Raw genomic sequence first — 13,293 nt, 5'->3', positions numbered from 1 at the left:
TTCGATGTGTTTGCGGGAAAAAAATCGGCCCAGATCCGCGAAATTTTAATCAGCGAGTCAGCTTGGGAAGAAATGACCTGCTTATTCGCACCTTCCTTAACAGGTCTGTTATTGATGAAAAAAATCACCAGCGTTTGCCCGTACTGCGGTGCGGGATGCAAACTCAAACTCGTTGTCGACAACAATAAAATTATCCGTGCTGAAGCCGCAGACGGGGTTACTAACCAGAATGAACTGTGCCTGAAAGGCTATTACGGGTGGGACTTCCTCAATGACACCCGCCTGTTGACCCCCCGCCTGACCCAACCGATGATCCGCTATCAAAAAGGCGGCAAATTCACCCCGGTAAGCTGGGATGAAGCCATCCGTTACACCGCCCAGCGCCTGAGTGATATCAAAGCAAAATATGGCCCGCGCGCCATTATGACCACCGGTTCTTCCCGGGGGACCGGTAACGAAACCAACTATGTAATGCAGAAGTTTGCCCGCGGGGTGATTAACACCAACAACGTGGACTGCTGCGCCAGGGTGTGTCACGGCCCTTCCGTTGCTGGCCTGCAAGAAGCGCTGGGTAACGGCGCCATGAGTAACTCCATCAATGACATTGAAAACTCAAAATGTCTGCTGGTGTTCGGCTACAACTGTGCAGACTCCCACCCTATCGTGGCCCGCCGGGTGATCAAAGCCCGCCAGAACGGCGCCAAAATTATCGTCTGCGATCCGCGCCGCATTGAAACCGCCCGCATTGCCGATCAGCACCTGCAACTGAACAACGGCTGCAATATGGCGCTGGTCAATGCCTTCGGTTATGTGCTGCTGGAAGAAGAGCTGTACGACAAAGAATATGTCGCCCGCTACACCGAAGGGCTGGAAGCCTACCGGGCGGTGGTCAAAGACTATGCGCCGGAAGCGGTTGAATCACTCACCGGGATCCCGGCCGCCCAGGTTCGCCAGGCGATGCGTACCTTTGCCGCTGCCCCGTCGGCCACCATTATGTGGGGCATGGGGGTCACCCAGTTCGGCCAGGCCGTAGACGTCGTCAAAGGGCTGGCAACCCTGGCCTTGCTGGCCGGTAACCTTGGCCGTGACAATGTAGGGGTGGGCCCGGTGCGCGGCCAGAACAACGTCCAGGGCGCCTGCGATATGGGTGTACTGCCGAACCAGTTCCCGGGCTACCAGGACGTTACCGACCCCCAGGTACGCGCCAAATTTGCCCAGGCCTGGAACATTAACCCGGCGCTGATGGATGACAAAGTCGGCACCCGGATTACTGAGGTGCCGCACCTCGCCCTGGAAGGCAAAATCAAAGCCTACTACATCATGGGGGAAGATCCGTTACAAACCGAGGCCGACCTCGGCCTGGTGCGCAAAGGCATCGAGGCCCTGGATTTCCTGGTGGTACAGGACATCTTTATGACCAAAACCGCAGAAATGGCCGATGTGCTGTTACCGGCCACCTCCTGGGGTGAACACGGCGGGGTCTTCACCTGTGCCGATCGCGGCTTCCAGCGCTTCGAAAAAGCCATTGAGCCCACCGGTAATGTCAAACGTGACTGGGAAATTATCAGCCTGATTGCCAGCGCAATGGGCTACCCGATGCACTACGACAATAACCAGCAGATCTGGGACGAAATGCGCGAGCTGTGCCCGCTGTTCTATGGTGTCACCTATGAAAAAATGGGCGATATGGGCCATATTCAATGGCCGTGTCCGACCGTTGATAATCCAGGTACACCGTACCTGTATGCCGGAAATACGTTCGACACCCCCAGCGGTAAAGGCCGCCTGTTTGCCGCCCCGTGGCGGGCACCGGCAGAAACCCCGGACGACAGCTACCCGCTGGTGCTGTGTACCGTGCGTGAGGTGGGCCACTACTCGTGCCGCTCGATGACCGGGAACTGCGCCGCGCTGCAAACCCTGGCCGATGAACCAGGACGGGTGCAGATGCACCCGCAGGATGCGCAACGCCTCGGCGTTGCCGACAAACAACTGGTGTGGGTCAGCTCCCGGCGCGGCAAGGTTATCAGCCGGGCGGATGTCAGCGAGCGTATTAATCGGGGATCGGTCTATATGACCTATCAATGGTGGATTGGCGCCTGTAATGAGCTCACCCAGGATAACCTGGACCCGATTTCAAAAACGCCGGAAACCAAATATTGTGCGGTCAATATAGAGGCGATTGCCGATCAACACTGGGCTGAAAATTATGCCAGCAGCCGCTACAGCGAAATGAAATCCCGCCTGTGTGCCGCTATTGAAGGGTAATACACGGGTCACTTTCCCGGGGTCTTTTGACGCCGGGGAAGGGGGCCGGGGCGCTGTCAGAATAACGAGAACAACAGGGCAACCGGGAAGCTAAAAGGCCAGGTGGCTCCCACCAGAAATGCCGCCAGCAGACGTATTGCAAGGGTCTCTTTGGTCAGGAACCAGGTGATTATAGTAAACACCAACGCCATAACAGCATAGAAGACCAGCATTTTATAATATAATGGCATATATAATTAAATATTTAAAAAGTACAAGTTAAAGCAGCTGAACTATGCGCTTTTTATGGTCAGCGATCAAGTCACACCGGGGTATTATCCCCGGTTTATTTTTTAATCACCGGCTATACGGCTGTTTTTATCCGCGCCGCCGCGGTGTGATGACAATACCGGCGCAATATATCCACCACCAGCAATAGCACCAGGCTCCAGCCCATTACCGGCAGGGCCACCCCAAGGGCAACCGCCAGTAGCAGGCTAATACCGCGCCCGGGCCAGGATAACGCAAGCCAGGCCTGGGTTAAGGTTTGTAGCGTCCCCCGGGTACCCGCTGCCGGGCGGCGTCGCCACCACAGACGATACCCGAGCACGATAATCACACAGAGCCCGCCGCCAAACAGCGCCAACAGCAGCTGGTTCGCCACCCCGAATAACACCCCCATATGGGCATCAACCCCCCAGCGGGTCAGTTTCGCCACCAGCGGGAAATCGGCAAAACGGGTGCGGTCGATAATCTGAAAATCCCCGGGCGCCAGCGCCACCGCATCAACCCGGGTGGGCCAGCGGCGATCCACTTCGGTGACGGTCCAGGCACTACCGGTGCTGCGCGGCTGGCGGAGTTCAACCTGCGCTGCCTGTATGCCCCCCTGGCGGGCCGCGTGCAGCGCTCGCCCCCAGTCGCTGTCCGGTGGGTTCACCGGACCACCGGGCATGACCATCCCCGCCATCATACCCGCCCCGTGGTGCTCACTGTGGGCGTCAGACATTGCCCCCTGGCCGCCCGCCAGCCGGGTATTGAGCTGGGGGGTCATCCAGCCCAGTTCACTACGCAGCCGGTCAATATTATTCCCGGCCCACTGGGACCAGGTCAGCCCGGTAACCGAAAAGAACACCAGCCCCAGCGCCAACAACAGGCCGAGGGTGATATGCCAGTGCCGGGCGCCGCGCCGGGGTTGCCGACGCTGGCGCTGCCCGGGACGGCTGCGCCACCACAGCGCAATGCCCCCCACCGCCGCCACCCATAACCATGAGGCGGCCAGCTCGCTGTAGATCCGTCCGGCATCGCCCAACAGCAGCCCGCGATGCAGCTGATCCAGCCAGGTGCGCAGCGGCAGTACCCCGGTGGTGCCGTAAACCGTCATATCGCCGGTCACCCGCAGGGTGGCGGGATCGATAAACACCGCCCGGGATTCCGACGGGGCCGGTTGTTGGGCAACAAACTGCACCCGGGTGGTATCACCAGGGGCCGGGGCCGGGCGCACGGCATAAAGCGGGACCGATTCACCGGCATAGGCCCGGGCGGCGGCGATCTGTGCCTCCAGTGGCTGAAAGGCCCCCACCGGCGCGTGTAACGCGTCGCGGTACAGCAGATTTTCAAGCTGTGGGGTCAGGACATACAGGGTGCCGGTCAGGGCGGCGATAAAAATAAACGGCGCCACAAACAGGCCGATATAAAAGTGCAGGCGCCGGATCAGTTGCCACAACGCCCCGGAAGGGGCCGGTGTCACCGTAGTGAGTGAAGACATAATATTCCCGTCAAAAAGCCAAGGTCGGGCGGGCCCGGGGCAACATGCCCCGACGCCACGCGGTAAATAACCACACTGGATACCCCGGCGCCCCAGGGGGGCCGCGGGAAGAGTGACGGGAAGGAAGTGGTTTGCTGGCCGGCATCACCCGCAGCCGCGGTGGCCGGGTGCTACGCATCCATAGCAGCAGCCAGCACAGCGGCAGAAAATGCCAGATAATCAGCGGAACATGGAGAAGCAGTTCACAATAACCGCAGGCGGCCATCGGGTCCGCCGCCGGGGTAGATTGATGGTGAAGCATCCGGTGAGCGCAATGCGGCTCGCCGGAGGCCATATCCGCCATAGCGGGCATCTCCGGCATCGCTGACATCGCCGCCATGGTATGCCCGGCAGGTTCCCCCGGGGAAGCGGGCCACATCAGATGTTGGGACACCCGCGGCGCCACCAGCAACAGCAACATCGCCAGCAGGGCGAGCATGCTGGCCAGAAACGGCTGTGGCGGTGATGGCAATCTCATCGAAAGGACTATCGCGGCAACAAAAAGTAACCGCAGTGTAACATCACTACGGCGTATTTGTTACTTTTCACCCTCACTATTGCTGGCTACCTGTGGGATATCCTCCTGGGCAGGCGGGGCCGCCGCATCCCCTGCCCGCTCCACCGTGCGGAACGTCAGCATCCGTGCGGGGACCGCCAGTTCCACCCCCAGTGACGCCAGCGCCTCCATAATCCGAATGTTAATTTCCTGCTGGGTATCCATATACTGGTTATAGTCAGCGGTGCTGAGGATATGCACCACTTCAAGATTGAGCCTATCGTCCCCAAACGAGGCAAAATGGGCGCGATCAAAACGCGTCCCCCGGGATCCGCTGATGATCCGCTCAATGGCCGGGCCAACCTGGCGCAGTTTCTCCGGCGGGGTGCTCAGGGCAATGCCGAGGGTAAAGACCACCCGCCGGGTCTGCATCCGCTTGTAGTTATGGATGGTCTGCTGTAACAGAATGGCATTGGCGCAGACTATCTGTTCGCCACTCAGGCTACGGATACGCGTGGTTTTCAGGCCAATATGCTCAATGGTCCCCGCCACATCGTTAAACACCACAAAATCGCCAATCTCAAAGGGTTTGTCAAAGCCGATAGAGAGCGAGGCAAACACATCGCTGAGCACGGTCTGCACCGCCAGGGCAATGGCAATCCCCCCCACCCCCAGGCTGGCCACCAGGGCGGTGATATTGACCCCGACATTAGCGAGGATCGACAAGATCATCACCGCCCAGACCAGCGCCCGCACCAGCAGCCCCAGGATAATCAGGGTGACCGGGTTGCGGTGGTTACCGGTGTTAAGTATTGAATGGCGCAGCCAGGATTGCACCGCCTGATCCAGCCACAGGGCAATTTGCAGCGCGAGGATCAGAAACCAGGCGTGGGCTATCAGGGCACTGTATTTGCCCGGCAACGCCACAAATTGCAGGCTGAACAAAAACGCCACCGCGAGGATTAACACCTCCCGGGTACGGCCTAACACATCAAGAAAGATCCGGTACGCCTTGTGGTTATCGTAGCTTTCCGCCCACACCCCTACCCGCTTATGCAGCACCCCGAGTAATTTTTTTATCAGCCACCAGGTGACCAGAGTAATCACAATCACCAGGCCAACGTTGGCCCAGAAGGTGACCGATGTCAGCAGGCGCAGAATGTTTATGTGCAGCAGTTGTTCCATCTCTCCCCCGGCAGCTACTTAGCAAGCAAAGCAATAAGTGTAGATGACGGACGGCAGGCTAAACGGCGCAGGGATAACAGGCAATGCGGGGGAAAAACGTTGAAAACGCGGGCTGGGGCGGCCTGGAAGCCAATGCTACCCGGGCATAAAACAGAACAATCCTGGCGGTTACAGGGCCTGTTCTAACTGGGCCAGGAACTGGGCAATTACCTGCTCATTACGCTTGTAATAGGTCCAGGTGGCCACTTTTTTACTGGTCAACAGACCAGCCTTTTGCAGTTTATTCAGGTGTGACGAAATCGTCGGCTGGGACAGCGCGGTTTTATCCTGAATAAAGCTGGCGCAGATCCCATCATGCTGGGGATCAAGCAAATGGGGATACCCGGCAAAACTCCTGGCGGGATCGCGCAACCAGTGCAGGATCTCCCGCCGGGTCGGGTTCGAAATCGCTTTGAGAATATCGTCAGTATTTAGCGGCATCAGGCTGGCTACGGCAATGAGTATGGGGGGTACATTAGGGAGGCGGTCAGCAAAAGTCAATGCAGGCGGCACCGCCGCCTGCCTGATGATTACTCCGCACGATAGCAAGGGTAGTCGGTATATCCCTGCGGGCCACCGCCGAACATGGTCGCGTGGTCCAGCGGATTCAGCGGCCACTGGTGGGCGATACGGGCCGGTAAATCCGGGTTAGCAATAAAGGTGCGGCCAAACCCGAACATGTCCCCTAAACCGGCGGCCAGCATTCGGGTGGCTTTCTCCGCGGTGTATTTCCCGGCATACATCACTACCCCGTGGAATGTCTCCCGCAGGGCCTGGCAGAAGTCCTGGGGCAGTTCCGGGGCGTTATCCCAGTCCGCCTCGGCAATAGATAAATAAGCAATACCCAGTTGGTTAAGCTGCCGGGCCGCCTCTACGTAAGTGGTAAACGGATCCGGCTCCACCAGCCCTAAATAGACCCGGTCTTCACTGGTGCTTTCAAACAGCGGCGCAAAGCGCACCCCAACCCGGTCTTTTCCCACCACATCAATCACTGCCTGGGTAGCCTCTCGCAGGAAACGCAGACGATTATCGAGGGAACCCCCGTACATATCGTCACGCTGGTTGGTGTGGACTGAAATAAACTGGTTAATCAGGTAACCATTGGCGGCGTGCAGTTCAACGCCGTCGAACCCCGCCTCCATGGCGTTACGGGCCGCGGTGGCGTAGAGCGCCACCAGTTCCCGGACTTCTGCGGTGGTCAGGGCGCGCGGTTGTGACGGTTCCGCCAGCGCCCCGGTGCCCGGGCCGGTTTCAATAAACACTTTCACGCTGGTGGCCGCCATGGCGGAAGGGGCAACCGGCGCCGCACCGGCGGGCTGCAGCGAGGTATGAGACACCCGGCCAACGTGCCACAACTGGGCAAAAATCACGCCCCCCTGCTGGTGTACCCGATTGGTGACCTTTTTCCAGCCCGCTATCTGCTGCGGGGTGTAAATGCCCGGTGTCTAGGCATAACCCTGGCCCCGGGGCTCGATTTGGGTACCTTCGCTTATCATAAACCCGGCACTGCTGCGCTGGGCGTAGTATTCCGCCATTAGCGTATTGGCGATGTTCCCCGGCTGGCTACTGCGTGAACGGGTCAGCGGCGGGAGAACGATACGGTTTTTCAGGGTGAAGGCCCCCAGGGTCAGCGGGGTAAAAAGTGCAGTGTTTTCCATTCTGTATTCTCGATAATCAGGTTTGTCAGCCGGGGAGTTACCCCGGATATCATGGTACCAAGGCTAATCCTTACATCGATACATTGCAATATTTATATATTTCAATATATAAATAAACACCACTATTAGGGGAATAAAACACGATAAATCAGCAGGATAATTCGCGCGTGATACCCGGGCGTGGGGCTACTTTTGCTGCTGCCCCGCCAGCACCCACTTCATATAGCGGGAAACTTCATTAAATCCAAAACCACTGACCCGGCCCTCCACCCGGCTCTGATAGGGCCACTCCTGCCAGCGGGTGCGGATCACCTTCCCCGCCAGCAGGGCAGAAATAATCGCTTTGCTGTCATTACTGGCGAAGTAACCATAACCCAGCCCCTGCATCATCTCCCCGCTGTCGATGCGGGCATAAATCCGCGACCCGGAGAAGTTATTGTTCCCCAGAGAGACTTTACTGGCCCCGTTATCGTAATAGGTTACCGTGAGATCGTATTTGCGGGCGGAGCAGCTGCGCTTGTCGGTCATATTGTCCTGGTAGCAGCTCAGCACCCAGTTGCTGCCCCCGGCATCCGGCTGGGTGACCGGTGGGTTATCCTGCTCCCCCTGGAACAGCCCCTGGCTATCGGTAAAAGCAAACTGATACCACACCCCGTTGACCCGCCCCCGCTCAACAGCCAGCGAACGGTCACCCTGCGGGTCGGTTACCACTGTGCCATCCGGGGTAAAGGGGCTGGCGGGATCAAGCACTAACACTTCAGACCGGGCCGGAAAACTCACCAGCAGCAGCATCACCATTAGCAGAGGGCTCTTCATTGCAGATTCCTTTATTCGCGCGGGTATCCATCGGCCCGCCGGCAACCGCCGGTAGGCCGGGACATCGCTACCAGCATGACAAAAACCGTTAATCTGTCACTGCCTGGTTATCTGCAACATAAATAAGTTATTTATTTCAATAAATTATGAAATCACTTTTGCCTGGCCGGCCGCCGGCAGCACCAGACCGGTAGCCACCGCATTGCGCGGGCCTTCCGTACCGCGAATATTCCCCTGCCCCGCCACCACCCCGTAGTGGGACAGCGCATCGGTAATCAGTTGCGGGATCTCGAAATCCAGCGAAGAGCCCCCCACCAGCACCACAAAAGCGATATCGCGGATCTCTCCCGCCGGCGATACCTGGCGCAGCGCACGTAAGCAGTTCGTGACAAAGACCTTTTCTTTTGCCTGGCGGCGCACCAGGCGGATTTTTTCCAGTGAGGTTTGGTTATCTATCGGCACCAGCACCCCCTGTTTGATATACACCACCCTGGCGAACACCGCCGGACTTAGCGGCTCCCGGAAAAATTCCACGGCGCCGTTTTCATGGCGAATACTGAACAGGCTTTCGACTTTAGCGAGCGGGTATTTTTTGATCTCTTCCGCCAGGTGCAGATCACTCAGGCCAAGCTCGGTTTTGATAAGCAGGCTGACCATATTGCCCGCCCCGGCCAGATGCACGGATTTCACATCCCCCGTCCGGCTAATGGTGGCGGCGTCTGTTGATCCGGCCCCCAAATCAAGGATAGCCAGCGGCGTATCGCTGCCCGGGGTGGTGAGCGCCCCGGCAATGGCCATATTGGCCTCCACCCCGCCCACTTCGACCCGGGTGGCTAACCGCTGGCCCAGCTCACTGGCGATCACTTCCATCTGTAGCCGGTCGGATTTCACCATGGCGGCAATCCCCACGGCATTTTCCATGGAGAACTCCCCGGCCAGCCCCCCCTGCACCTTACGGGGGATAAAGGTATCCACTGCCAGTAAATCCTGGATAAATACCTCGTGGGCGCCGTGGCCGCTCAGGGAGGCCATCACCTGGCGTACCCGTTCCAGCATCCCCCCGGCATGGGTGCCTGGCTCCCCGCGTATATCACTCACCGGCGCACAGCTGGTGACCGCCTGCATTATCGCCCCGGCCCCGTGGGCAACATCGGCCTGGGCGCTGCGGCTTGCCCCCCGTACCGTAATAACCCCCGCCGGGATCACCCGGGATTTGACATCCCCTTTGGGGGTCTTCAGTACCACGGCAGAACGGTTGCCAATCAGCGCCCGGGCCACCGGCACAATCATCCGGGTCTCTTCCGGGGTCAGATTAAACCAGGTGGCAATCCCATAGGGGTTAGACAGCAGCGCGATCACCTGGCCGGTGGCGGCCACTTCCACCGCGGCCAGCACCCCTTCGGGTACCTGGTCTATCAACGTCACTTCATCCACAATCGGCAGCGTGCGCTGCAAACGGTTATGGATCAGTACGCCGTCATCCTGCTGGAGGATCACCGCGACCACGTTGATACCCCGGGACAGCGCGTCATTCAATTGCCAGGCGGCGTCAAGGAAGTCCACCCCGCGATCAATCAGTGGGATCCAGCTACGGGTGTACTGCTCCGGGGCCAGGGTGGCCAGATTTTCCAGCCGAATAGTGGTCCCCACCCCAAGGCCCTCGCCGCCGGGGGTCTGGGGGTTATGACCAATCATAGTGGATTCGGTAATAATGGTTTCGGTGATGGTTTCCATCGCCACGTCGCCAATGACCGGCGCCGCTTCATTAAGGCGGATCAGCGCCACCTCCTGCTGGCGGCGGCCCGCCTTTTCCAGCGCCTGATCGAGCGAGGCAATCACCCCGCTGATGTTCTCCCTGGTGCCTTTGGTACCGGTCGTGGGCACAATGCCACTGGCCAGAAACCTCGGCCCCTGGCGGGTGGATTCCGCCAGCGCCACCTCGGTGGTGGCGTTACCGATGTCGATCCCCGCGATTAACGCCATAACATCCGCCCTTATTGCGCTTTGCGCAGCTTATCGCGCTGGCGGTAAACCTCGGCCGCTTCGCGAATAAACGCCGCGTTCACCGTGGCCTGGTACTGGTTCTCCAGCTCATCGGCAATCGCCAGCAACTCTTCGCTAGAGGATCGGTACGGGCGCAGAGCGTTGTAGATCTCAAGGATCCGGCTATCGGGAATGGCGATCAGCTCCCCGGCCCGGCGCAGGTTGCGGGCAATGGCGTGGCGGTGCATCTGTTCGGCAATTTGCGCCTGGTACTCCAGGGTTTGCCGGGAGATCCGCACGTCCTGCGGCCCCACGTTTCCCGCCAGGACATTCTCAAGGGTTATCCCGTTGAGCGGTTTACCGGTCGGGGTCTGGATCCGTTCCGGGCAGCGGCTGGCTAACGGGTAATCCTCTGCGCGCATGGTTTCAGTGGTCATACATCCTCCCGGGTAATCTCAATATTCAGGGCAACGGGTTTGGCATCCGGCACCACATGTTTGGTTTCTTTAATATGGAACAGCGCCGCCTTGGCCATAAATTTTGGCCGGACCATCTGATCATTGACCACCGGCACCGGTGATGGCGACTCTTTGCGGGCATAGCGGGCGGCGTTTTTACCGATTTGGCGATAGGTTTCCAGGGTCAACAGCGGTGCCTGAGAGAACAGTTCCAGGTTGCTGAGCGGCAGCAGATCCCGCTGGTGAATCACCGTGGTGCCTTTGGACTGGATGCCAATACCAATGCCGGAGCCGCTCAGATTGGCCGCATCCCAGGCCATAAAAGAGACATCCGATGTGCGCAGGATCCGCACCACCCGGGCGTGTAGCCCTTCTTCTTCCACTCCCGCCACCAGCTCTTTAATGATGGCTTTATGGGGCATATCAATCAGGGTGTTGTGCTGGAATTTATCGAAGGCCGGCCCCACGCCGATCACCACTTCGTCTGCCCGTTCCCCCTGGGGGGCAATACCGCTTTCCACCAGGTTGAGGATAAAGACCGGGGCTTTTTTAATACGCGTTTCCATGGTTCAGTGTCCTCGCTTATTCGATGCTGTCTGGCTGGATAACGGTGGCGATATTTTTAATCTCTTCCCAGCGTTCCGGGGAGATACGGTAGCCGGTGCCCGGCCCCTGATAATCGTTGACGTCATTCACCGCACTGACCACGGTAAAATCCCGGTCCAGGATGGCGGAGGTTTGCAGATAATCCCCGGTAACCCGCTGGCGCAGCATATTGAGGATATTATTGGCCACATCATCAAAGCCGCTGTGGCTCAGGGCTTTGACAATATCCAGCCCGGTGATATTGCGCTTCATCATCTCTTCCACCGCGCTGAGATCTTCCACCACATTGCGCGGCGGCATATCTTTGCTGCCGTGGGCGTAGGTGGCGGCGGTGACTTCTTCATCGGTAATTTCCGGCAGCCCCAGTTCGCGGAATACCGCCTGCACCGCCCGGGCCGCTTTATTACGGATGGCAATGGTCTCTTCTTCTGATACCGGGCGCAGGCCGCCATCCACCATCAGATCGCGCTGCAAAATGTTATAATCATCAAAGTCTTCCGCATCAAAATTCGACCCGGCAAACATATTGTCGTAGTTAGGCACCGCACTGTAGCCGGAGAAAATAAAATCCGTGCCCGGCAGCATCTGCATCAGGGTGCGGGCAGTGCGGCGAATATCCGAATGGGAGAAGGTTTGATCGTTAGCGGAGGCCACTTCCAGATCGAGCATCGAAGCAATCAGGTTTTCCGCCAGCACCGCCCGAATGCCGGACGGCACCGCCCCGGTCATCCCGATGCAGCTCACCGCCCCGTTCTGTAACCCCTGGACCCCGGCCCCTTTGGTGATAAAAATACAGCGCGATTCGAGGTACAGCATCGACTTACTTTCCGAATAGCCCATCAGCGCTTCAGAGCCGGTGCCGGAGGTATAACGCATTTTCAGCCCCCGGGAGGCATAGGCGGAGGCGAGGAAAGCCTTCGACCAGGGGGTATCATCGCCATCGGTAAAGACCGCTTCAGTACCGTATACCGACACCGTCTCCGCATAGCTGGTGAAACCACGCATCCCCAGATCCAGTTCCGTGGCCTCTTCCACGGAGCACTGGGTCAGCACGCCGGGGCGGCCAGACTGGGAGCCCACCAGCAGCGCCAGGGCATTGAACGGCGCATAGCGGGCGATCCCCACGGTGGTTTCCTGCTCGGAAAAGCCGCGGATCCCCGCTTCCGCCGCGTCGGCGGCTATCTGTACTGGGTTATCTTTCAGGTTGGTCACGTGGCACTGGTTGGACGGGGTACGCCGGGCGCGCATCTTTTGCAGCGCCATCATCATCTCCACCACGTTCATATGGGCCATCACCTCAACGGCTTTGGCCGGGGTGATGGCGGTGGTCACCCGGATAATCGCTTCGCGGCTAACGTGGATATCCACCAGCATCCGGGCAATATCCAGCGAATCCAGCGCCATGGCGCGTTCCGTCTCATCAATATTGATAGCATAGTCCGCAATAAACCGGTCAATCATATCAAAATCGGCCCGGGCTTTGCCGTCCAGCTCAACGATACGCCCGTTTTCCACTTTCACTGACGATGGCGGATCCCAGGGGCTACCCATGGCGATCAGCCCCTCTTCAGGCCATTCACCGATTAACCCATCCTGGTTAACCGGCCGTTTTTCGAGAACCTCAAATCGTTTTGATCTCATTTTGCTCTGGCTCGTAAGAATAAAGTCGTGTGCCCGGGGCTGTCGCCCGGGGCAATAATTACCGGCAACTTAAAATGACCAGAGCAATAAAAAAATTAAATATATTACGTTCCGTTTTGGTACGTAAATTTATTAAACGGTTTCATTATGGAACCTAAATAAAACTATCTGGCGCAAAATGTGACTGGCTACCGGCTATTAACCAAATAACCGCCACATTATTCCGCGACGTTAAATATAGCTATCAAATGCACCTATTGACTTCATTTTACAAGTGGCAAAAATAACACCAAAGGATTGACGATATTTTTCAGTAATACTCCGATGGGAAATGTTATCAATATTTTTCACATCATACCAAAT

Annotated in this window: 10 protein-coding genes and 3 pseudogenes; 2 read left to right on the top strand and 11 right to left on the bottom strand. The window is 58.1% G+C overall.

Going from position 1 to position 13,293, the window contains the following annotated elements:
• Both F9C28_RS20375 and fdhF read left to right on the top strand, forming a co-directional pair.
• A pseudogene (locus tag F9C28_RS20375) lies at positions 1 to 188 on the top strand (hypothetical protein); the annotation flags it as partial.
• On the top strand, positions 115 to 2,265 hold the full coding sequence (gene fdhF, locus F9C28_RS08640; RefSeq protein ID WP_199014825.1) for a formate dehydrogenase subunit alpha: 2,151 nt from the start codon (positions 115 to 117) through the stop codon (positions 2,263 to 2,265). The pseudogene F9C28_RS20375 and the gene fdhF, both read left to right, overlap by 74 nt.
• A gap of 56 nt (positions 2,266 to 2,321) precedes the next feature.
• Here fdhF and F9C28_RS08635 read toward each other — a convergent pair whose 3' ends face one another.
• From F9C28_RS08635 to F9C28_RS08585, 11 genes and pseudogenes are all read right to left on the bottom strand, one after another.
• Positions 2,322 to 2,495, bottom strand: coding sequence for a GhoT/OrtT family toxin (locus tag F9C28_RS08635; protein ID WP_199014824.1), 174 nt, complete (start codon positions 2,493 to 2,495; stop codon positions 2,322 to 2,324).
• 161 nt (positions 2,496 to 2,656) lie between these two features.
• Positions 2,657 to 4,009 (bottom strand): annotated as a pseudogene (locus F9C28_RS08630) (PepSY-associated TM helix domain-containing protein); the annotation flags it as partial.
• Positions 4,010 to 4,019: 10 nt separating this feature from the next.
• The gene (locus F9C28_RS08625; protein ID WP_199014822.1) at positions 4,020 to 4,526 is read right to left on the bottom strand and encodes a DUF2946 family protein; all 507 of its coding nucleotides are present in this window, start codon (positions 4,524 to 4,526) and stop codon (positions 4,020 to 4,022) included.
• Positions 4,527 to 4,586: 60 nt separating this feature from the next.
• Entirely contained in the window at positions 4,587 to 5,729 is a 1,143-nt protein-coding gene (locus F9C28_RS08620; protein WP_199014821.1) for a mechanosensitive ion channel family protein, read from the bottom strand.
• 168 nt (positions 5,730 to 5,897) lie between these two features.
• Positions 5,898 to 6,209, bottom strand: a complete 312-nt coding sequence (locus F9C28_RS08615) for an ArsR/SmtB family transcription factor (RefSeq protein ID WP_199014820.1) — start codon at positions 6,207 to 6,209, stop codon at positions 5,898 to 5,900.
• An 89-nt stretch (positions 6,210 to 6,298) separates the two neighbouring features.
• A pseudogene (locus F9C28_RS08610) lies at positions 6,299 to 7,426 on the bottom strand (alkene reductase).
• 186 nt (positions 7,427 to 7,612) lie between these two features.
• The gene (locus F9C28_RS08605) at positions 7,613 to 8,242 is read right to left on the bottom strand and encodes a hypothetical protein (protein WP_199014819.1); all 630 of its coding nucleotides are present in this window, start codon (positions 8,240 to 8,242) and stop codon (positions 7,613 to 7,615) included.
• Between the two features lie 144 nt (positions 8,243 to 8,386).
• Positions 8,387 to 10,225, bottom strand: a complete 1,839-nt coding sequence (locus tag F9C28_RS08600; RefSeq protein ID WP_199014818.1) for a diol dehydratase reactivase subunit alpha — start codon at positions 10,223 to 10,225, stop codon at positions 8,387 to 8,389.
• 11 nt (positions 10,226 to 10,236) lie between these two features.
• A complete protein-coding gene (locus F9C28_RS08595) occupies positions 10,237 to 10,662 on the bottom strand; it encodes a diol dehydratase small subunit (protein WP_199014817.1) in 426 nt (141 codons plus the stop codon).
• Entirely contained in the window at positions 10,659 to 11,249 is a 591-nt protein-coding gene (locus tag F9C28_RS08590) for a propanediol/glycerol family dehydratase medium subunit (protein WP_199014816.1), read from the bottom strand. The genes F9C28_RS08595 and F9C28_RS08590 overlap by 4 nt, the downstream gene beginning before the upstream one ends.
• Positions 11,250 to 11,265: 16 nt before the next feature.
• Complete coding sequence (locus tag F9C28_RS08585; RefSeq protein WP_199014815.1) at positions 11,266 to 12,930, bottom strand: propanediol/glycerol family dehydratase large subunit; 1,665 nt, start codon at positions 12,928 to 12,930, stop codon at positions 11,266 to 11,268.
• Positions 12,931 to 13,293 lie beyond the last annotated feature (363 nt).

The organism is Shimwellia pseudoproteus (genome assembly GCF_016415625.1).
GTDB classification, from domain to species: domain Bacteria; phylum Pseudomonadota; class Gammaproteobacteria; order Enterobacterales; family Enterobacteriaceae; genus Shimwellia; species Shimwellia pseudoproteus.
This window is presented reverse-complemented; position numbering and strand designations above follow the sequence as displayed.